The 20399-nt window shown below is 66.0% G+C and carries 20 protein-coding genes; 12 read left to right on the forward strand and 8 right to left on the reverse strand.

Annotation, left to right across the window (positions count from 1 at the left end; genetic code table 11):
* Positions 1–106: 106 nt before the first annotated feature.
* Together ACT6UX_RS13485 and ACT6UX_RS13490 are read left to right on the forward strand one after the other, a co-directional pair.
* Positions 107–505, forward strand: a complete 399-nt coding sequence (locus ACT6UX_RS13485) for a helix-turn-helix domain-containing protein (protein WP_444775672.1) — start codon at positions 107–109, stop codon at positions 503–505.
* An 83-nt stretch (positions 506–588) separates the two neighbouring features.
* Entirely contained in the window at positions 589–975 is a 387-nt protein-coding gene (locus tag ACT6UX_RS13490) for an MliC family protein (protein ID WP_444775673.1), read from the forward strand.
* Positions 976–984: 9 nt separating this feature from the next.
* Here the strand turns inward: ACT6UX_RS13490 and ACT6UX_RS13495 are convergent, their stop codons facing one another.
* From ACT6UX_RS13495 to ACT6UX_RS13510, 4 genes are all read right to left on the reverse strand, one after another.
* Positions 985–1650 carry an amino acid ABC transporter permease gene (locus ACT6UX_RS13495; RefSeq protein WP_444775700.1) on the reverse strand — a complete coding sequence of 222 codons (666 nt, stop codon included), beginning with the start codon at positions 1648–1650 and terminating at the stop codon, positions 985–987.
* Positions 1647–2327 carry an amino acid ABC transporter permease gene (locus tag ACT6UX_RS13500; protein WP_444775674.1) on the reverse strand — a complete coding sequence of 227 codons (681 nt, stop codon included), beginning with the start codon at positions 2325–2327 and terminating at the stop codon, positions 1647–1649. The genes ACT6UX_RS13495 and ACT6UX_RS13500 overlap by 4 nt, the downstream gene beginning before the upstream one ends.
* A gap of 12 nt (positions 2328–2339) precedes the next feature.
* Entirely contained in the window at positions 2340–3080 is a 741-nt protein-coding gene (locus ACT6UX_RS13505; RefSeq protein ID WP_444775675.1) for an amino acid ABC transporter ATP-binding protein, read from the reverse strand.
* A gap of 95 nt (positions 3081–3175) precedes the next feature.
* A complete protein-coding gene (locus tag ACT6UX_RS13510) occupies positions 3176–4027 on the reverse strand; it encodes a transporter substrate-binding domain-containing protein (RefSeq protein WP_444775676.1) in 852 nt (283 codons plus the stop codon).
* Positions 4028–4115: 88 nt separating this feature from the next.
* Here ACT6UX_RS13510 and ACT6UX_RS13515 point away from each other — a divergent pair, with 88 nt between their 5' ends.
* Positions 4116–4778, forward strand: a complete 663-nt coding sequence (locus ACT6UX_RS13515; RefSeq protein ID WP_444775677.1) for an aspartate/glutamate racemase family protein — start codon at positions 4116–4118, stop codon at positions 4776–4778.
* A 1-nt stretch (position 4779) separates the two neighbouring features.
* Here the strand turns inward: ACT6UX_RS13515 and ACT6UX_RS13520 are convergent, their stop codons facing one another.
* The 4 genes from ACT6UX_RS13520 to ACT6UX_RS13535 all read right to left on the reverse strand — a co-directional run bounded on the left by ACT6UX_RS13520 (position 4780) and on the right by ACT6UX_RS13535 (position 8905).
* Complete coding sequence (locus ACT6UX_RS13520) at positions 4780–5403, reverse strand: flavin reductase family protein (protein ID WP_444775678.1); 624 nt, start codon at positions 5401–5403, stop codon at positions 4780–4782.
* Positions 5404–5413: 10 nt separating this feature from the next.
* Positions 5414–6364, reverse strand: a complete 951-nt coding sequence (locus tag ACT6UX_RS13525) for an N-carbamoyl-D-amino-acid hydrolase (RefSeq protein WP_304850439.1) — start codon at positions 6362–6364, stop codon at positions 5414–5416.
* Between the two features lie 110 nt (positions 6365–6474).
* Complete coding sequence (hydA, locus tag ACT6UX_RS13530) at positions 6475–7944, reverse strand: dihydropyrimidinase (RefSeq protein ID WP_444775679.1); 1470 nt, start codon at positions 7942–7944, stop codon at positions 6475–6477.
* Between the two features lie 4 nt (positions 7945–7948).
* Complete coding sequence (locus tag ACT6UX_RS13535) at positions 7949–8905, reverse strand: dihydrodipicolinate synthase family protein (RefSeq protein ID WP_444775680.1); 957 nt, start codon at positions 8903–8905, stop codon at positions 7949–7951.
* Between the two features lie 136 nt (positions 8906–9041).
* Here ACT6UX_RS13535 and ACT6UX_RS13540 point away from each other — a divergent pair, with 136 nt between their 5' ends.
* From ACT6UX_RS13540 to ACT6UX_RS13580, 9 genes are all read left to right on the forward strand, one after another.
* Positions 9042–9980 carry an ABC transporter permease gene (locus ACT6UX_RS13540; protein ID WP_444775681.1) on the forward strand — a complete coding sequence of 313 codons (939 nt, stop codon included), beginning with the start codon at positions 9042–9044 and terminating at the stop codon, positions 9978–9980.
* Complete coding sequence (locus ACT6UX_RS13545) at positions 9977–10882, forward strand: ABC transporter permease (RefSeq protein WP_444775682.1); 906 nt, start codon at positions 9977–9979, stop codon at positions 10880–10882. The genes ACT6UX_RS13540 and ACT6UX_RS13545 overlap by 4 nt, the downstream gene beginning before the upstream one ends.
* A 25-nt stretch (positions 10883–10907) precedes the next feature.
* Entirely contained in the window at positions 10908–12482 is a 1575-nt protein-coding gene (locus ACT6UX_RS13550; protein ID WP_444775683.1) for an ABC transporter substrate-binding protein, read from the forward strand.
* A 34-nt stretch (positions 12483–12516) separates the two neighbouring features.
* The gene (locus tag ACT6UX_RS13555) at positions 12517–13980 is read left to right on the forward strand and encodes an amidohydrolase family protein (protein ID WP_444775684.1); all 1464 of its coding nucleotides are present in this window, start codon (positions 12517–12519) and stop codon (positions 13978–13980) included.
* 130 nt (positions 13981–14110) lie between these two features.
* The gene (locus ACT6UX_RS13560; RefSeq protein WP_444775685.1) at positions 14111–15121 is read left to right on the forward strand and encodes an ABC transporter ATP-binding protein; all 1011 of its coding nucleotides are present in this window, start codon (positions 14111–14113) and stop codon (positions 15119–15121) included.
* Positions 15118–16194: an ABC transporter ATP-binding protein gene (locus ACT6UX_RS13565; RefSeq protein WP_444775686.1), complete on the forward strand. Its 1077-nt coding sequence runs from the start codon at positions 15118–15120 to the stop codon at positions 16192–16194. Before ACT6UX_RS13560 ends, ACT6UX_RS13565 begins: the two co-directional genes overlap by 4 nt.
* A 53-nt stretch (positions 16195–16247) precedes the next feature.
* Positions 16248–16766, forward strand: coding sequence for a sigma-70 family RNA polymerase sigma factor (locus ACT6UX_RS13570; protein ID WP_422036289.1), 519 nt, complete (start codon positions 16248–16250; stop codon positions 16764–16766).
* An 88-nt stretch (positions 16767–16854) separates the two neighbouring features.
* Positions 16855–17838: a FecR family protein gene (locus tag ACT6UX_RS13575; RefSeq protein ID WP_444775687.1), complete on the forward strand. Its 984-nt coding sequence runs from the start codon at positions 16855–16857 to the stop codon at positions 17836–17838.
* Positions 17839–17954: 116 nt separating this feature from the next.
* Positions 17955–20396 (forward strand): TonB-dependent siderophore receptor, encoded by a 2442-nt coding sequence (locus tag ACT6UX_RS13580; protein WP_444775688.1) that lies wholly within the window; start codon positions 17955–17957, stop codon positions 20394–20396.
* The last annotated feature ends 3 nt before the right edge of the window (positions 20397–20399 follow it).

Consider the following 20399-nt stretch of genomic DNA (forward strand, 5'->3'; position numbering starts at 1 on the left):
CGTCACGCGAAGGTCACCGAGACTCAGTCGTCCTGTCGCACCCTGTGGGGCGAAAGGTAGGTGTAAGACCTGCGTGCAATACCCATATTAATCGGCGGAGGTATATGTGACGGTTTCCCATCCAGTAGACACCCACGTCGGCAGCAGACTGCGCCAGCGGCGCGCGCTTCTCGGCATGAGTCAGACCGATCTCGCTAACGCGGTCGGATTGACCTTCCAGCAGGTCCAGAAATACGAGCGCGGCTTCAATCGCATCAGTTCGAGCCGGCTGTTCGAATTCTCGAAGGTCCTCGACGTCCCCGTGACCCATTTCTTCGACGGGATGGATGCGTCGGTGGGCAGCACCAAGCGCAAGCCGGGTCGACCCAAGGCGGCCGTGAAGCAGACGGAGGATCTCAATACGAAACGCGAGACCCTCGAATTGGTCCGCGCTTACTACAAGATCCGGAACAAGGGCCTGCGGACCAAGACGCTCGACCTGATCCAGGCACTTGCGAAGGATTGACGGACGGTCGCAACATTCGTTCCTCCAGAACGTTGGGTGTCTCTCTACCAACGTCGTGCCGCCTGCGGCTTCGGAGACCTTGAATGACCCGTCCGCTGGTCGCGACCGCTCTGCTTCTCCTGCCCGCTCTCGCTGCGTGCAATGACGGCCCGCCGCTCAAGGCCCCTTCTCCGGATGCCCCGATCTCGACGGTCCGGTACCAGTGCCAGCAGGACAAGACGATCGTAGCCGACTTCTACGATGGAAAGTCGAGTGTCGGACCCGATGGCCGCCCGATCCCCGGGGGCCGGGCCATCGTCCAATTGAGCGACGGCCGAAAGTTCAGTTTGCCGCAGACCCTGTCGGGGTCGGGCGTCCGCTACGCCGATTCGAGCGGGACGTTCGTCTTCTGGACCAAGGGTGACACCGCCTTCGTCGAGGAAGGCGCGACCCAGACGGTGACCTACCGGGACTGCCTTCAGAAGCGCTGAGGCCCTGCCCTACCGCCGCCCGGCGAGCGCCCGGTTCTCGAGGCGACTGAGCAAGCGCACCAGGGGCCACAGCAGCAGGAAGTAGATCACCGCGGCCATGACGATCGGCGTCGGATTGTAGGTGATGCTCTGCGCCTGGCGGGCCTCATAGAGCAATTCCGGCACGGCAACCACCGAGCCCAGCGAGGTGAGTTTCACCACTTCCAGCGTGTTGGAGAGCAGGTCCGGCATCACGTTGCGCACGGCCTGGGGCAGCACGACGTATCGCATCGCCTGCATCCGGCCGAGACCGGTGGAGCGCGCCGCCTCGACCTGCCCGCCCGGCACCGAGTCGATGCCGGCGCGGAAGATTTCTCCGTAGTACGAGCCGGTATTCAGAAAGAAGGCGATGGCCACGCAGGCGAAGCCCCCCAGCTCGAGGCCGGCGAAAGGAAGCCCCGCGAACAGCAGGACCAGAAGGACCAGCGGCGGAAAGGCCCGGAAGAAGTCGACCCACGCCATCAGCGGCCAGCGCACCAGCGGATGCTTGATCGAGGCAAGAAGCGCCAGGATCAACCCGCCGAACAGTCCGAGCGGCACGACGATCAGCGACAGCAGGATCGTGTTCCAGAGACCCGTCAGCACGATGGGCCACGCCGCCTTCATGATCTCGATGTTGAAGAAGGCTTCGATCATCGCTTCCACGCGAACTTGGCCTCGATCCAGCGGGCCGCAACGACGACCGGCAGGAACAGCACGACGTAGGCCGCCGCCCCCATCATCAAGGGCGAGGGATTGTAGGAGTTGGACATCGCAGAGCTGGCCTGTCCCAAGATCTCGGTCACCGCCACGACGGTGCCCAGCGCCGTCCCCTTGGTGATCGAGATGGTGCGGTTGGTGAGTGGCGGGATGGTGAGCCGGAAGGCCTGCGGCAGCACGACGTTGAACAGGGTCTGGCCGAACGACAGGCCGGTCGAGCGCGAAGCTTCCCACTGGCCCTTCGGGATCGAGGTGATGCCCGCCCAGAAGATCTCCTCGGAGAAGGCCATCAGGACAAAGGCGAGCGAGAGCCAGGTCGAGACGAATCCCGACGGCGACGGGCCTGCATAGGGGAGTCCGAAGTACATCAGGACGATGATGACCAGCGGCGGCAGTGAGCGAAACAGATCGACGACGAAGATGATCAGCCAGTTGAGCGGCCGGATCGCCAGGCTGCGCAACAGAGCGAGCGCCAGCCCCGCCCCGAGGCCCGAGACGACGATCAAAATCGCGAGCTCGATGGTCACCACCATGCCGGACAGGATGTCCGGCAGGTACTTCCACATGACCTTCGCGTTGAAGAAGGTTTCGACGAATTTGTCCCAGCCGCTCATGCCAAACCGGCCTCAGTGCCGCTGGATCTGGCCGATGAAGGCGCGCGTGCGTTCGTGGGCCGGGTTCTCGAAGATCGCCGAAGGCGGTCCCTGCTCCACGATCAGCCCGTCATCCATGAACACGACACGGTCGGCCGCATTGCGCGCGAACCCCATCTCATGGCTGACCACGATCATGGTCATGCCGCTCTCGCGCAGGCCGCGCATCACCTCCAGGACCGAACCGACCAGCTCGGGGTCGAGGGCACTGGTCGGCTCGTCGAACAGCATCACGCGCGGCTCCAGCGCGATCGAACGGGCGATGGCGACACGCTGCTGCTGGCCGCCGGAAAGCTGGCCCGGCGTGTGATCCGCACGCTCGGCGAGGCCCACGCGTTCGAGCGCCGCCCGGCCCAGCGCCTCGGCCTCGGCGCGGCCCTTGCCCGCCACCTTGCGCAGCGCCAGGGTCACGTTCCCCAGCGCCGTCATGTGCGGGTAGAGATTGAACGACTGGAAAACCATGCCGATGCGACGGCGGGCATGGTTGATGTCGGTCTTCGGGTTGAGCATGTCGATGCCGTCGACCACGATCGAGCCGGAGGACGGTTCCTCCAGCCGGTTGAGACAGCGCAGCAGCGTTGACTTGCCGGAACCCGACGGCCCGATCACGAAGACCAGTTCCCGCTCGTCCACCTTCAAATCGACGCCCTTCAGGACGTGAAGGGTGCCGAAATGCTTGTGGATGGCGCGCGCATCGACGATGTGGCTGGTCACGGGACCCTTGTCATTTCAAACGGATCAAAACGAAATCGAGGGGCCCTTGCCGACGCCGGAAAGGCCCCTCGGTCTGGCGATTCGGAAGGACGAACTCAGCCGCCGCACTTCAGTTCGTGCGGGGTCGGATCGTACCCGGGCATGCCCGGGACGCCGTAACCCGGCGTGATCACGACGGCGAGGTCATCGGCCGCCGGCTTCTTGTTGAACCACTTCTCGTAGAACTTCGCCATCGTGCCGTCCTTCTTCATGCAGTCGAGCGCATCCTGCAGCTCGGCGCGAAGCTTGGGATTGTCCTTCGGCACGGGCGCGGCCCAGTGGGCACGCGTTTCGGCAAGTTCGAGGTCGGCGATGAACTGCGGGTTCTTCGAGGCGGCGTAGACGATCGTGGTATTGCCGCCCAGTGTCGCATAGGCGCGGCCCGAGAGGACGGCCTGCGTCGCGTCGGGCTGCGTGTCGTAGACCTGCACGGTGAAGCCGTGCTGCTCGGCCATCTTCTTGGCCAGCGTCTCGTAGGGCGTGCCCTTGTTCACGGCCACGGCCTTGCCCTTGAGGTCGGCCCAGCTCTTGATCGGCGCGCTGCCCTTCTTGATGCCGAACTGGAACGCCGTCCACAGATAGCCTGCGGTGAACAGCATGTTCTCGGCACGCTCCTTGGTCACCGTCGTCGGCGCCGCGATGAAATCGTAGCGGCCGGACTGCATGCCCGGAATCAGGGTCGAGAAGCTCACGGCGTCGATCGTGATGTCACGCTTCATACGCTTGGCGGCCTCGGTGAAGACGTCGATCTGGAAACCCTCGACGCCGCCCCCCAGTTTCGGCATGGCGTGCGGTGCGAAGGTGCCATCGACACCGGTGCGCAGCGGCGGCTTCTTATCCTGGGCGAGCGCGGGGCTCACGCACATCAGCGCGGCCACGGCCAGCGCGGCAAAGCGACGGTGCATCATTTCGTCAGTTCCCTTCCCATGAAATCCCCAAGCGGCAAAGTTAGAACAAGCGTTGTCGGATAGCAATTTAGGGGCCATCTTGCGGCCCATGTCCGACCGCATCCTCGTCATCAATCCCAATTCCACCGAAGCCGTCACCCGCGGAATCGATGCCGCCATGGAACCGCTGCGCATGCAGGGCGGCCCGGCCATCGAATGCGTCACGCTGAAGGACGGTCCGCCCGGCATCGAGAATCAGGGGCATGTCGAACAGGTCGTGCCGCTGATCGGCGCCATGGTGAAGCAGCGCGACAACGACTGCTCGGCCTTCGTCATCGCCTGCTATTCCGATCCCGGCCTGCATGCGGCGCGCGAACTCACGACCAAACCGGTGCTGGGCATCGCCGAATGCGGCATCCTGACCGCCCTCACCCTCGGTCAGCGCTTCGGCGTCATTTCGATCCTGAGGAAGTCGATCCCGCGCCATCTGCGCTACGTCGGCCAGATGGGCCTCAACGATCGCATGGCCGGCGACCGCGCGATCGGGCTCGGCGTGGTGGCACTCGCCGACGAGGCGCGCACCTTCAGCCGCATGGCCGAAGTCGCCGCCGAGTTGCGCGACGAGGACGGTGCGGACGTGCTGGTGATGGGCTGTGCCGGCATGGCGCGGTACCGGGAACGGCTGCAGCGCCATGTCGGCCTGCCGGTGGTCGAACCCAGCCAGGCCGCCGTCGCGATGGCGATCGGCCGCTCCCGGCTGAACTGGTCCTGAGCTATTCGGCCGCGGCCTTGACGACCGGCGCCGCCGGGAAATCCATGCGGTCGTTGGTGCGACAATAGCGGTCGGCGAACATGCGGCCGACCGGATGGTACTTGTCCATGTGGACGCGCTTGGCCTTGTCGTCCCACAGCTCGTCGCGGATGTGGAAGCGCAGCCCCTCGCCGATCACGAGCTGACGGTCGTCCTTGACGTTGATGACCTGCCAGGTCTTGCACTCCATCGCCCACGGCGCCTCGGCGAGACGCGGAGTCTTGATGTCCACCGAGGGCGCGAGCTTCAGGCCGAGATAGTCGGGCTCGCCGACATTCGGCGGAAAGTCGCCGCTCGATTCGTGCATCTTGAGCGCCAGCGGCTCGTCGGTCAGGTTGATGACGAACTCGCCTGTCCGCTGGATGTTCGTCCAGGTGTCCTTGAGGCGCCCGTCCGGCCGCTTGTTAATCGCGAACATGCAGAGCGGCGGGTCTTCGGCGAAGACGTTGAAGAAGCTGAACGGCGCCGCGTTTACCACGCCGGTCGGTCCCAGCGTCGTCACCCAGGCGATCGGCCGCGGAAGAACGAAGGCGGTCAGGACCTTGTAGCGCTCGTGCGGCGTCAGCTCGTCGGAAGCGTATTGCATCTCTCTGTCCTCAGTTCGACGGTTCGAGCTTCACGCCGGTGCGCTCGCTGATCAGCTTGTAGTGCTCCGGTCGACGATGCTTGGCAAAGTTGAAGGTGGTGTTGCGGATGTACTCGCCTAGGCCGAGATCGCAATCGTAGGAGATGACTTCGTCGTCCTCGGTCGTGCCCTTGGCAACGATCTCGCCGGTCGGCGCGACGATCACCGATCCGCCATGCAGCCAGAACCCGTCTTCCTTGCCGGCCTTTGCCGTCGCCACGACCCAGATGCCGTTCTGATAGGCAGCTGCCTGCAGCGACAGCATGTGGTGGAACACACGCAGGTACGGCGGCTCGTGCGGCGCGTAGACGTTGTCGCTGGGCGTGTTGTAGCCCAGCACCACCATCTCGGCGCCCTTCAGTGCCATGACGCGGAAGGTCTCGGGCCAGCGGCGATCGTTGCAGATGCATTGGCCGACGATCACCTCGTCCTTGAACATCTTCCAGACGTTGAAGCCCAGGTTGCCGACCTCGAAATATTTCTTCTCGAGATGCTGGTACGGCACCGTCGGACGATGCTCGTCATGACCCGGCAGATGCACCTTGCGGTATTTGCCGATCAGGCGCCCGTCCGGTCCGACCAGGATCGACGTGTTGAAATGGTGGGTCGATCCCTCTTCCTCGGTTCGCTCCGCATAGCCCAGGTAGAAGCCGATCCCCTTCTCGCGCGCCAGCTCGAACAGCGGCAGCGTGTCCGGGCTCGGCATCTGGCTCTCGAAGTACTTCTCGACCTCGTTGGGATCCTCCATCCAGTAGCGCGGGAAGAAGGTCGTCAGCGCAAGTTCCGGGAACACGATGAACTTGGAGCCGCGGCTGTCGGCCTCCTTGAGCATTTCGATCATACGCTTGACCACACTCGCTCGGCTGTCGGCGAGGTGGATCGGACCCAGCTGGGCGGAAGATACTTTCAGGCGGCGAGACACGGCGACGACTCCCTTTTTGTCATCCTGGGCGAAGCGAAGGATCTCCCGCTTCGCACAAACTCGATTTAACTCCCGTCAGGTCCTTCGCTGCGCTCAGGACGACGACAAGACTAGAACAACGGCTTGAGGCCGAAGCGCGACATGGCCTGCAGCTCGGGCGTGGACTGCCCGATCGGCTTGGACGAATCGGGCGAGGCACAGGGCAGGAACTGGCCCGAGCCGCGCTCGGCATTCAGCTTGCCGTCCTCGACGACGACGCGGCCGCGGCTCACCACGGTGATCGGCCAGCCCTTGATCTGGCGGCCCTCGTAGGGCGTGTAGCCGACATTGTCGTGCAGGTCCTTCCAGGTGACCGTCACGTCCTTGTCGGCATCCCAGATCGCGAAGTCGGCATCGGAGCCGACGGCGATCGTACCCTTCTTGGGATAGAGCCCGTAGAGCTTGGCGTGGTTGGCCGAGGTCAGCGCCACGAACTGCTGCAGGGTGATGCGGCCCTTCTGGACGCCTTCCGAGAACAGCATCGGCAGCCGGATCTCGATGCCGGGCACGCCGTTGGCCATCTCCTTGAAGGTCGTCTTGTCGCCCTTGGGGATCTTGCCGCCGGCATTGAACTGGTACGGCGCATGGTCGGACGAGAAGGTCTGGAACGTGCCGTCCTTCAGGGCCGCCCAGACCGCCTCCTGCGCTGCCGAATCGCGCGGCGGCGGGCTGCAGCACCACATGGCACCCTCGACGCCGGGCTTGTCCATGTCGTCGGCGGTCAGCGCGATATATTGCGGGCAGGTCTCGCCGAAGATCTTCAGCCCCTTCTTCTGCGCCTGGCGCACCGTCTCGATCGCCTCGATCTCCGACATGTGCACCAGCAGCAGCGGCGCATCGACCAGCCGTGCCAGCGAGATCGCGCGGTTGGTCGCCTCGGCCTCGGCCAAGCGGGCATGGGCGATCGCATGAAACTTCGGCGCGCCGTGGCCCTGGTCGACCAGGTGATGCGCCAGCCACTGGATCATGTCGTGGTTCTCGGCATGCACCATGACCAGCGCACCGTCGCGCCGCGCCACGGAAAGGATGTCGAGGATCTGGTAGTCGCTGACCTTCATCGCATCGTAGGTCATGTAGATCTTGAACGAGGTGTAGCCGTCCTTGATCAGAGCCGGCAGCTCCTGCCCCAGCGCCTGCGGCGTCGGATCGGTGACGATCAGGTGGAAGGCATAGTCGATGACGGCCTTCGGCGTCGCCGCCTCGTGATACTCGTTCACCACCTGCCGCAGCGACATGCCGCGATGCTGGGCGGCGAAGGGAATGACGGTGGTGGTGCCGCCGAAGGCGGCGGAGACGGTGCCCGTATAGAAATCGTCGGCGCACATCACGCCCATGCCCGACTTCTGCTCGATGTGACAGTGGCTGTCGACGCCGCCCGGCAGGACGAACTTTCCGCCGGCATCGATCTCGCGCGTGCCCTCTCCCTTGATACCGGGCCCGATCTCGACGACCTGGCCATCCTTGACGGCGATGTCTCCCTCGGCCTGCCGCTCGGCGGTGACGATGCGGGCGTTGCGAACGATCAGATCGTAATCAGCCATGTCCCTACTCCGCCGCCTTGGCGAGACGGCCGGTGGCCGCCAGACGCCGCTCGAGGCGCGCTATCATCCCGTCGAGTTCCGTCCTGTCCGCGGCCATCAGCGACGAACCGGGCGCCCGCTGCTTCGGGCTCTTGATGGCGCCGCGCCGGAACAGCACTTCCTTGCGCAGCGCGAGCCCGATCGCCGGCTGCACCTCGTGGCGAACCAGCGGCAGATAAATGTCGAACAGGTCCTCGGCCTCCTCCGGCCTGCCCTGGGCGAAGAGCTCATAGACTTGCACCAGCATCTCGGGCCAGGCGAAGCCGGTCATGGCGCCGTCGGCGCCGCGGCGCATTTCCTGCGGGTAGTAGAGCCCACCATTGCCGACGAGGATCGACACGCGGCGCCGGCCGGGCTTCTTCTCGCCGTCCCGGACCTTGGTCAGCTTGGCAAGGCCCGGCGCGTCTTCGTGCTTCAGCATGACCAGCTGCGGGAAGTCGTCGACCAGCCGTTCGAACACGTTGACCGGCAGGTAGACGCCGGTGGTCTGGGGGTAGTCCTGATAGACCACGGGAATATCGGGACCCAGCGCCTGGAAGACCTGTGCGTAGTAGTTGTAGAGGGCCTCGTCGCCCTTCAGTCCCGGCGACGGCGCCACCATCACACCCGACGCGCCAGCCATCATCGCCTCGTGCGACAGACGGCGGACGTTCTCGAGGCCGGCATGGCTCACGCCCACGATCACCTGTCGCCCCTGCGCCCGGCCGATCACGCGGTTGACCACGGATATCGATTCGTCGGCGGTCAGCTTGTGAGCCTCGCCCATCATCCCGAGCAGGGTGAAACCATGTACGCCACAGCCCAAATAAAAATCGGTCAAGCTGTCGACGCTCTGGAGGTCGACCGCACCCTCGTCCGTGAAAGGCGTGGCGGCGATGATGTACACGCCCTTTGCCTGCTCGTTGAGCTTCCCTGCTGACATCGTCGACACTCCTCGGCGCGGTTCTTGCAACGCCCCGGGTATGAGGTTGCAGCGATCATGCCACTCGTCGGGCGCTTGTCGAGCGTCCCGGCGTCGGCCAGTGTTCATACCCGAAGAGGGGCAGGTGTCGAAATAAATGGCACGGCATATCGCTCATCGATTGATGATTTCGCTTCCGGTCCTGCTGGGGGTGCTGCTCATCGGCTTCCTGCTGCTGCAGGTCGTGCCCACGGATCCGGCAACGGTGGTCGCGGGCCCGACCGCGACCAAGGCTGAAGTCGACGCGATTCGCAACGACCTCGGCCTCAACCAGCCGCTCTGGGTCCAGTTCGGCCGCTATCTGGGCCGCGTCTTCCAACTCGACCTCGGCCGCTCCATGATCTCCAATCGCGCCGTCGTCGACGAGATCGCCCTCACCCTCTGGCCGACCATCGAGCTGATGCTGGCCTGCCTGATCTGGGCCGTGCCGCTCGGCATCACCCTGGGCACCCTCGCCGCCCGCCGCCGCGGCACGGTAATCGACCGCGCCATCATGGCGCTCTCGGTCATGGGCGTGTCGGTGCCGATCTTCTGGGTCGGCCTGCTGCTGATCCAGTATGTCGGCGGGGCAGGCCTGTTGCCCTTCCAGGGTCGCAACGGACCGATCTGGACCGCCGACGGCTTTCTCAGCATCATCCTGCCGGCCGTGACCCTGGGCGCCGTGTTCGTCGGTCCGGTTGCGCGCATGACCCGGACGTCCCTGCTGGAGACGCTGGGCGCCGACTACGTGCGCACCGCCCGCGCCAAAGGCGCTTCGGACTGGCGCGTGACGATCCGCCATGCGCTGCGCAACGCCATGATCCCCGTCATCACGCTGGTCGGCCTGCAGATCGGCTTCCTGCTGGGCGGCTCGATCGTCACCGAGACCATGTTCGCCTGGCCCGGTGTCGGCCGCATGGCGGTGGGCGCCATCACCTCGAGCGACTTCCCGCTGGCACAGGGCGCGATCCTGATTCTCGCCGTCGGCTTCATGGCGATCAACCTGCTGGTCGACGTCCTCTATGCCTATCTCGATCCGAGGATCGCCCGCGGATGACCGACGCCGCCCTTCCCCTGCAGAGCCAGGCCGACCAGCGCGCCATCGCCGCGATCCGGCGCAAGAATGCCGTATGGCGGCGCATCCTGCGCGATCCGCCGGCCGCCATCGCGGCGCTCTTCCTCATCGTGATCGTCGGGGCCGCGCTGCTCGCGCCCTGGATCGCTCCCTTCGACCCCTATGCCTCCAACATGCGGCTGCGCCTGTGCCCGATCGGCGGCGCGCGCTGCCCGGATTTTCTGCTGGGTGCCGACAACCAGGGTCGCGACATGCTCAGTCGCATCCTGTTCGGCCTGCGCGCCACTTTGGGAATCGGCATCATCGCCGTCGTGGTCGGCGGCGGCCTGGGAGCGTTGATCGGATTGAGCGCCGCCTATTTCAGGCGCCTCGACCAGCCGCTGATGCGTTTCGTCGACGTCCTGCTTTCCTTCCCGTCGATCCTGTTCGGCCTCGCCATCGCAGCCGTGCTGGGCACGGGTCTCTTCTCGCTGGTGGTTGCGCTCAGCATCGCATCGGTCCCGTCGATCGCCCGCATCGCCCGCGGCGCCGCGCAGTCGATCATGCAGCAGGAGTACATGGAAGCCGGCCGTGCCGTGGGACTTGGCGACGGCGCGCTCATCTGGCGTTACCTCGCGCTCAACTGCTGGCCGACCATCCTGATCTACATGACCCTGCAGCTCGGCCAGGCAATCCTGCTGGGTGCGGCGCTGTCGTTCCTCGGCCTCGGCGCGCAGCCCCCGACCGCGGAACTGGGAAGCATGGCCGCCGACGGCCGCAAATTCCTGTCGATCGCGCCGCAGGTCTCAACCATCCCCTGCGCGGCGATCTTCCTCGTGGTTCTCGCATTCAATGTCCTGGGCGACGCGCTGCGCGACGCCCTCGATCCGAAGTTGAGGCAATAGACCCGGAACAAACGGAGGTGTGGGCATGAGAAGATTGACAGTGACGGCGCTTGCGGCAGTTGCCGTCGTGGGCATCGCCGTGCCGGCGATGGCGCAGAAGAGCGTGACGATCGTGCGCGAGATCGACACCGATCGCTACGATCCGCACAAGTCGACCGCCCGGTCGGGCGCCGAGGTCATCTACATGATGGGTGACACGATGGTGAACCTCGACTTCGACATGAAGACCCTGAAGCCGGGCCTCGCCAAGAGCTGGAGCGTCTCGCCCGACGGCCTCACCTACACGTTCAAGATCCGCGACGACGTCACCTTCTGCAGCGGCAAGAAGATGACGGCGAAGGACATCGTCGCCACCTACGAGCGCTGGCTCGCCCCGGAGACCAAGGGTCTCGTGAAGTGGCGCATGGGCGACGTCGACAAGGTGACCGCACCCGACGACTTCACCGTCGAATACAAGCTCAAGAAGCCGTTCTCCGAGCTCCTCTACCAGATGACGCAGTACTTCCACACGGTGCTGAACGTCGACCAGGCCAAGCAACTCGGCGCCGACTTCGGCGTAAAGGGCTTCGACGGCACCGGCCCCTACTGCTTCGAGAGCTGGACGCCGCGCGACTCGACGGTGCTCTCCAAGCACAAGGGCTACAAGTGGGGTCCGCCGATCTACGACTATACCGAGGCGCAGGTCGACAAGGTGATCTGGAAGGTAGTGCCCGAGGAGAATACCCGAGTCACCGCACTGCAGGCCGGCCAGGCCGACGCCAGCCAGTACGTGCCCTACTGGTCGATCAAGGAGCTGCAGGCCAACAAGAACCTCTCGGTGACCAAGGCCGAAAACTTCTTCTGGACCTACTTCATCGGCTTCAAGGTCGACAAGGAGCTGGTCAACGACGTGCGCGTCCGCCAGGCCATGAACCTCGCCGTCGACCAGAAGGCGATCACCGAAGCCGTGACCTTCGGCTTCGCCGACCCGGCTTCGACGATGCTGATGCCCAACGTCCTCGACTTCAACGGCAAGCTGAACAAGGCGGCCTACGGCGAGAACATCAAGGAGGCCGACAGGCTGCTCGACGAGGCGGGCTGGAAGAAGGGTGCCGACGGCTTCCGCTACAAGGACGGCAAGAAGCTGGCGCCGGTGATCTACGGCATCTCGGGCGCCTTCAAGGAGATTGCCGAGGCCGTGCAGGGCGACCTGCGCAAGGTCGGCGTCGACCTGCAGATCCAACTGTTCGACGCGACGGTCGCCTGGGGCAAGCTCGCCACGCAGGAGTTCGACGCCTTCGGCATGAGCTTCCCCTATGTCAGCGCCGGTGATGCGCTCAACCTCTACTTCCGGTCGACCAATGCGCCGACACCCAACCGCATGAACTGGAAGGACAAGGAAACCGACGAGCTGCTCGACAAGGGTTCGACCGCCCTCGACGAGGCCACGCGCACGAACTCGTACCAAGCGGTGCAGCAGAAGGTGCACGATGCCTTCGTCTGGATTCCGCTGTTCCACGAGCCGCTGTTCGTTGTGGCCGGCGCCAAGCTGAAGCCCATCAAGGCACACGGCAACTATGGCTGCGGTCTCTACAAGGGCCTGGGCCTCGCCTACAAATAGCCAGCAGACAGCAAGCAATCGGAGCGAAGCGCTTATGAAGACGACCAAGATCGCCGGCCTCGACCACATCGTTGCGTGGGACGAGGCCGAAGGGCGGCACGTCTATCTCGAAAATGCCGATCTCGTGTTCAAGGGCAATGAGATCGCCCATGTCGGACCGGGCTACACGGGCCCGGTCGATACGGTCATCGACGGCAAGGGGATGATGGCCATCCCCGGCCTCGTCAACGTGCACAGCCATCCCTTCTCCGAGCCCGCCAACAAGGGTCTCACCGAGGAGTATGGCAGCGACAAGCTCGGCCAGAGCTCGCTCTACGAATACCTGACCGTCTTCGGACTCAATCCCGAGGATGCCGGCCCGTCCTCCAAGGTCGCGGTCTCGGAGCTGCTGAAGAGCGGCGTGACGACCATCACCGACCTGTCGATGGCACGCCCCGGCTGGTCAGACGACCTCGCCTCGACCGGCATCCGCGCCGTCATCTGCCCGATGATGCGCCAGGGCGTCTGGTACACGAAGAACGGCCACACGGTCGAATATGCCTGGGACGAAAAGGCCGGCGAGAAGGCCTTCGAGGCCTCGATGGCGACACTCGACGAGGCCGCGAAACACCCCAGCGGTCGCCTCTCCGGCATGGTCGGCCCGGCGCAGATCGACACATGCCGCGAGGGCTTCTTCAAGGAGGCCCTGCAGGAAGCCCGGCGGCGCGGCCTGCCGATGCAGACCCATGCCTGCCAGGCCGTCGTCGAATTTCACGAGATGGTCCATCGTCACGGCAAGACACCCATCGAATGGCTCGACTCGATCGGCGTGCTCGGGCCCGATCTCATCATCGGCCATGGCATCTTCCTGAACGACCATCCGCAGATCCACTATCCGCACGCCAACGACTTCGAGCGGCTGCGCGATTCCGGCGCCTCGGTGGCACACTGCCCGACCGTGTTCGCGCGGCGCGGCATGGTGATGAACTCGATCGGACGCTACATGGATGCAGGCATCACGGTCGGCATCGGCACCGACACCTTCCCGCACAACATGCTCGATGAGATACGACTGGTCTGCTACCTCGCCCGCGCCATAACCATGAACTACAAGATGGGCACGACGCGGCACGCCTTCGAGGCGGCCACGATCGGCGGCGCCAGGATGCTGCGCCGGCCCGACATCGGCCGACTGGCGCCGGGCTGCAAGGCCGACTTCTCGCTGGTCGACATGAGCCATCCCTACATGCAACCGGCCCACGAGCCGGTGCGCAGCCTGATCTACTCTGCGGGCGACCGCGCCATCCGCCACGTCTATGTCGATGGCACGCAGGTCGTGAAGGACGGCCAGGTCCTGACGGTCGATGTCGAGGCGGCGACCGCCGGCCTCGTCGAGGGCCAGCGCAAGCGGCTCGAAACGGTAAGCCAGCGTGACTGGGCCGGCCGCACCGCCGACCAGCTCGCGCCCCCCGTCTACGGCACGCGCGATCGTCTGCCGCAGTCGCGGCCGGTGACATGAAAACGATGAGCCGCATTCAATTCATGCTCCTCTCCCCTGCCAGGGGGAGAGGTTGGGCGAGGGGGTTACACCCGGCCTCGCCTCCTCACCTAGCCTCTCCCCCTGGCGGGGGAGAGGAACACGATCGGCGATGATGACAAAGGATACGCCCCTCCTCGAAGTGAAGAGCCTGCGCACGGAGTTTCGCTCCGGCGGCAGTTCCTTCGCCGCTGTCGATGGCATCAGCTTCTCGCTGGCGCCCGGCGAAACGCTGGGCATCGTGGGCGAGTCGGGTTGCGGCAAGTCGGTGACGTCGCTCTCGATCATGCGGCTGGTGCCCAATCCGCCCGGCCGCATCACAGCCGGCGAGATCAAACTGGAAGGTCGCAATCTCCTCGACCTGCCGGAAGGCGACATGCGCGCCATCCGCGTCGACGACATCGCCTTGTTCGTACAGGAGCAGATGACCAGCCTCAACCCGGTGCAGACCGTGGGCAATCAGATCATCGAGGCCGTCCAGCTCCACCGCTCGCTCAGCGCCGCCGCGGCCCGCGCCCGCGCGCTCGAAATGCTGCAGCTGGTGAAGATCCCCTCGCCCGAAACCCGGCTCGACGAGTATCCGCACCAGCTCTCCGGCGGCATGAGACAGCGCGTGATGATCGCCATGGCGCTGGCCTGCGACCCGAAACTGCTGATCGCCGACGAGCCGACCACCGCCCTCGACGTCACCATCCAGGCGCAGATCCTCGACCTGCTGCGCGACCTGCGCGAGCGCACGGGCGCGGCGATCATGCTGATCACCCACGATCTTGGTGTGGTGGCCGAACTCGCGCATCGCGTGATCGTCATGTATGCCGGCCGCATCGTCGAGGAGGCGCCGGTTGGCCTGCTGTTCGCCGACCCGCAGCATCCCTATACGCTGGGCCTCCTGGGCTCGATCCCGCGGCTGGGCAGCGACGGCGACGAACGTCTCACCGCCATCGAGGGTGTCGTGCCCAATCCCTACGCCCTGCCGCCCGGCTGCCGCTTCAGCCCGCGCTGCGCGCTCGCCGATGAGAAGTGCCGCGCCGAGCAGCCCGCGCTGCGGGAGATCGCGCCTGGCCACCGCGCCGCCTGCTGGAAGGCGCCGCTCGACCTGGTTCTCGCCGAGGCCGCCGAATGACCACCGAGCCTCTCCTCTCCGTCTCCGGCCTCACCAAGCACTTTCCGGTGAAGCGCGGCATCGTCTTCCAGAGCGCCGTCGGCACCGTGCGCGCCGTCGACGGCCTTTCCTTCGACGTGGCCCCGGGCGAGACCCTGGCGCTGGTCGGCGAATCGGGCTGCGGCAAGTCGACGACGGGCCGTCTGGTGCTGCGCCTGATCGAGGCCACCGAGGGCACGATCCGCTTCGCCGGCCGCGACGTGCGCGGCCTGTCCCGCGGCGCGCTGCGCGACCTGCGGCGCGACATGCAGATCATCTTCCAGGACCCCTACGCCTCGCTGAACCCGCGCCTCACCGTGGGCGAGACACTGGCCGAGCCGCTCCGCCTGCATGGGATCGCCTCGGGCGCCGCCCTGCGCAAACGCATTGACGAGCTGCTGGGCGAGGTCGGCCTGTCGGCGTGGCACGCGCTGCGCTACCCGCACGAATTCTCCGGCGGCCAGCGCCAGCGCATCGGCATCGCCCGGGCCCTGGCCTCGCAGCCCAAGCTGATCGTCTGCGACGAGCCGGTCTCGGCGCTCGACGTGTCGATCCAGGCGCAGGTCATCAACCTGATGCAGGACCTGAAGGGCAAGTTTGGGCTCTCCTACATCTTCATCGCCCACGATCTCGCCGTCGTGCGGCACATCTCCGACCGCGTCGCCGTCATGTATCTCGGCAAGATCGTCGAGCTGGCGCCCAAGCGCAGCCTGTTCGCGCGGCCGCGTCACCCCTACACCCAGGCCCTGCTGTCGGCCGTGCCGGTGCCCGATCCGACCGCGCAGCGCGCGCGCATCCGCCTGGCCGGCGATGTGCCCAGTCCGCTCAACCCGCCCAAGGGCTGCCGCTTCCACACGCGCTGCGCCTACGCCCAGGACCGCTGCCGCAAGGAGGAGCCTCTGCTCCGTCCCCTGCAGGACGGCGCCGGCGCCGAAGGGCAGGTCGTGGCCTGCCACTTTGCCGAGAGCATCGTGCCACCCATCCTGGTTCCGGAGAACGATCCTCCCTACGCCCGCCGGCTGGCCGCCCTGCGCAAGCTCTCCGCGGCCGCGTAGATTGGACAACCGCGTCAATTGCGAACCGTTCGCACTCGCGATATGATCCAGGCGTGCCATCAGAAGCTACGACCGCGCTTTTCACGGAGCACCGACGTTCGCTGATCGACTACGCGACCGGAATCGTCGGCTCGCGCGCCGAAGCGGAGGACGTGGTGCAGGAGGCCTGGCTGCGTTTCGACGCGGTGTCGCGGCGCCAGCTTCTCGACGAGCCGCTGAGCTACCTCTACCGGATCGTCCGCAACCTCGCGATCGACGGCCGCCGCAAGCAGGGCCGCGAGGAGCGCCACATCGTTGCGGGCACGGCCTCGCTGCTCGACGGGATCGCCGAGGACCGGCCCTCTCCCGAGGCGGAAGTCTTGGCCCGCAGCGAACTGCAGGCCCTGCAGGCCGCCCTGCTCGAACTGCCGGAGCGGACGCGGATCGCCGTCGAGATGCACCGGATGGGCGGCGCGACGCTGAAGGAGATCGCCGCCTACCTCGGAGTCTCGATCGGACTGGCCCATTCGCTGGTGATCGACGGCCTCGAACATTGCCGTGCCCGCCTCGCGCGCGTGGCGCCCGACCGGTAATCGGTCCCCGAAATCGAACTTTCCCTGAAATTTCGCCCCTTGCCCGTCGTGTAGGAAGTGCGGGAGTTGCGCCCGCCCGCAGGAAAGCATGGCCGACAGACGAGAAGTCGCGAACGACGAGATGCCCGATACCGCTAGCAAGTGGCTTCTGGCCCTTGCCGAGAGGCCGGACGACGGTGCGCTGCGGGCTGCCTTCGAGCATTGGCGCGGCGCGAGCGCCGACAACGCGCGCGACTGGCTGGAGATGAGCCGGACGGCAACGCTGCTCGCGACCTCGGTGCCGCCCCGCGAGCCGGGTTGGGCCGAGTTCCTGAGACAGCGCCGCGCCGCCGTAGCCCGCCGGCAACGTCGGCGCCGCACGATTGGCGGCGGACTGGCCGCGCTCGCGACGGCGGCCTGCCTGCTGCTCTTCTTCCAGGGCAGCACCCTGCTTCTTCGATTCGAGGCCGACCACATGACCGCGAGCGCGGAGCAGCGCCGCCTCGACCTTGCCGACGGCACGCGTGTCGAGCTGGCGCCGGAAAGCGCCATCGTCGCCGAGTATTCGACCGGCGAACGGCGCGTGAAGCTGTTGAAGGGAACCGCCTTCTTCGAGGTCGCGAACGAGTCACGCCCGTTCGCCGTCGAGGCGCGCGGCGTCGTCGCGCGCGATGTCGGTACCGCCTTCGAGGTCAGGCTCGGCACCGACAACGTCGAGGTGGCCGTACGCGACGGCATCGTCGACGTCACGGCGCCGAACGTCGCCAGGGCGGAGCGCCTGCTCGCCGGGCAATGGGCGCAGGTGACGCATACAGGAGTTGTCGGTCGTGGGCAGGCGCCGCGCGACCTGGTCGCGGCATGGACGGCCGGACAGCTCGTCGTGAAGAACCAGCCGGTGAGCGATGTGATCGACGCCCTGCGTCCCTACTTCGACGGCGTCGTCGTCCTGCACGGCCGGAAGCTCGCCGCGGAGCCGCTCACCGGCATCTACAATCTCGCCGATCCCGTGGGTGCTCTGCGCGCCGTGGCGCGTGCCCAGGGCGCATCGCTGCACCAGATCTCGCCGTGGCTGATTGTCGTCACCGGCGACTGAGGAATTTCTTCGGAGGAAATCTGAAAACGTGACGGCGCGCCATCGTGTCGAGATCGGGGGGCTGTTGATGCGTCGCTTGTCGCCATCGTGCGCGGTCCTCGAGCGGAGAGACGCGCATGCATTCGATGAGGACGGCGATCGGACTGGCACTGGCAGCAGGACTCGGCACGACCGGCCTGCCCGCCCTGGCGCAGAGCCCGCCGGCGCAGTCACCCGGTGCGGCGGCGCCCCGGGTCTTCAACTTCAACATTCCCGCGCAGCCGCTGGCCGATGCGCTTGCGCAATTCGGTCGCCAGAGCGGCCTGCAGGTGTCCGCTCATGGCGACCTGCTGCGTGGTCTGGCGTCGCCCACCATCAGCGGCACCCTGACCGCAGACGCGGCGCTCGGCCGCCTGCTCGGCGGCAGCGGCATCGTCTACTCGGTGAGCGGCAACACCGTCGTCCTGCAGAAGCCCGGCGCTCGCAACGTTCAGGGCGCTCTACAACTCGATCCGGTGCAGGTCCAGGGCGTGTTCCCGGTGCCGAGTCAGGGCCTGATCGACAATATCCCGCCGCCCTATGCCGGCGGCCAGGTGGCGACCGGCGCGCAGCTCGGACTGCTCGGCAATCGCGGCGTGATGGACACGCCCTTCAACCAGACCAGCTACACCTCGCAGAAAGCGCAGGACCAGCAGGCACGAACTGTGCGCGACGTGCTGATCGACGACCCGTCGGTGCGCACGGTGTGGCCGTCGGGCGGCAGCCTCGACGAAGCGATGTGGATCCGGGGCTTCTATGTCGGCAGTCTCGACACCTCGTTCAACGGTCTCTACGGCATGTTGCCCGTCGCTGCCGTGGCTGCGGAAATACCGGAGAGGGTCGAAATCCTGAAGGGTCCGAGCGCCATGCTGACCGGCATGGCCCCGGGCGGCGCGATCGGCGGCACGGTAAACGTGGTCCCGAAGCGCGCCGGCAGTGAACCGCTCAACCAGGTGACGGCGGGCTATGCCTATTCCGGCCAGTTCGGCGCCCATGTCGATGTCGGCCGGCGCCTGGGCGACGACCAGCAGTTCGGCGCGCGCTTCAACGGCGTATTCCGCGCCGGCAACACCGCGATCGAACGCAACACCGAACAGCTCGGCCTGGCCTCGCTCGGCCTCGACTTCCGCGGCGACAATGTCCGCCTCTCCCTCGATCTCGGCTTCCAGTCGCAGATCATCGGCGGCCTCGTCTCCTACGTGCAACCGGCGGCCGGCGTGGCGATGCCGAGCGCACCGTCGAACGGTTCCAACTTCGGCCAGACATGGACGGGCACCGACAAGAAGGACCTGTTCGCGGTGTTGCGCGGCGAGGTCGATCTGACGGAGAGCATTACCGCCTACGCCGCCGTCGGCGCCCATGACAACAAGGTGAGCAGCTTCTCCGGCGGCAATCCCGTGGCGACCAACGTCAACGGCGACATCACACAGACTCCCTTCAAGCAGGACGTCTACAACAGCTTCTGGAGCGGCGAGGCCGGCATCCGCGCGAAGGTGCCGACCGGCCCCATCGACCACGAGCTCGCTTTCTCGGCCATGACCTTTCGGCAGGAATCGGGCGCGGGATCGGCCGTCGGCACGACATTCACCTCGAACATCTACCGGCCCAACCTGATCGCGCAGCAGAACCTGCCCAATCCCGGCGCCAACAAGACCGGCCTCACGATGCTGTCGGGTTTCGCCTTCGCCGACACGCTCTCGGTCGCGGACAAGCGACTGCAGATCACCGCCGGCGGCCGACTGCAGAACGTGAAGACGGTAAACTACGACTCGGTCTCGGGAGCAGAGACCTCGACCTACGACGCAAGCGCCTTCTCGCCGTCGGTAGCGCTGGTTTTCAAGCCGTGGAGCAACGTCTCCATCTATGGCAACTGGATCCAGGGCCTGCAGCCCGGCCAGCTCGTACCGGCAGGCTTCGCCAATGCCGGCGAGACCTTCGCGCCCTTCAAGTCGACGCAGTTCGAGGTCGGCGTGAAGATCGACTGGGGCAAGCTCACGACGACGGTGAGCGCCTTCCAGATCGCGCAGCCCAGCACCATCACCGACACGGCGACGAACACCCTCACGCTCGCCGGCCAGCAGCGCAATCGCGGCCTGGAGTTCAACGTGTTCGGCGAACCCGTGCCCGGCGTGCGGCTGCTGGGCGGCGCCATGCTGCTGGAGGCCATCATCACCCAGTCGCAGGGCGGCACGAACGATGGATGGCAGGCCTTCGGCAGTCCCGGCCTGCAGATCAATCTCGGCGGCGAATGGGACCTGCCGTTCGCGCAGGGCCTTACCCTCAACGGGCGCGTCATCTACACCGCCGCGCAGTACATCGACCTCGACTATCCGCGCCGCACGATTCCCGACTGGACGCGCGTCGACGTCGGCGCGCGCTACGTGTTCGAGAATGCAAAGAGCCCGACCGGCCATCCGGTCGCCCTGCGCTTCAACGTCGAGAACCTGTTCGATGCCCAGTATTGGGGCACGGCCTACTACGGCTACGCGATCCAGGGCTCGCCCCGCACGTTCCGGCTGTCGGCCACCGCCGACTTCTAGGCG

The sequence above is a fragment of the Reyranella sp. genome, assembly GCF_052439685.1.
Taxonomy (GTDB): Bacteria; Pseudomonadota; Alphaproteobacteria; order Reyranellales; family Reyranellaceae; genus Reyranella.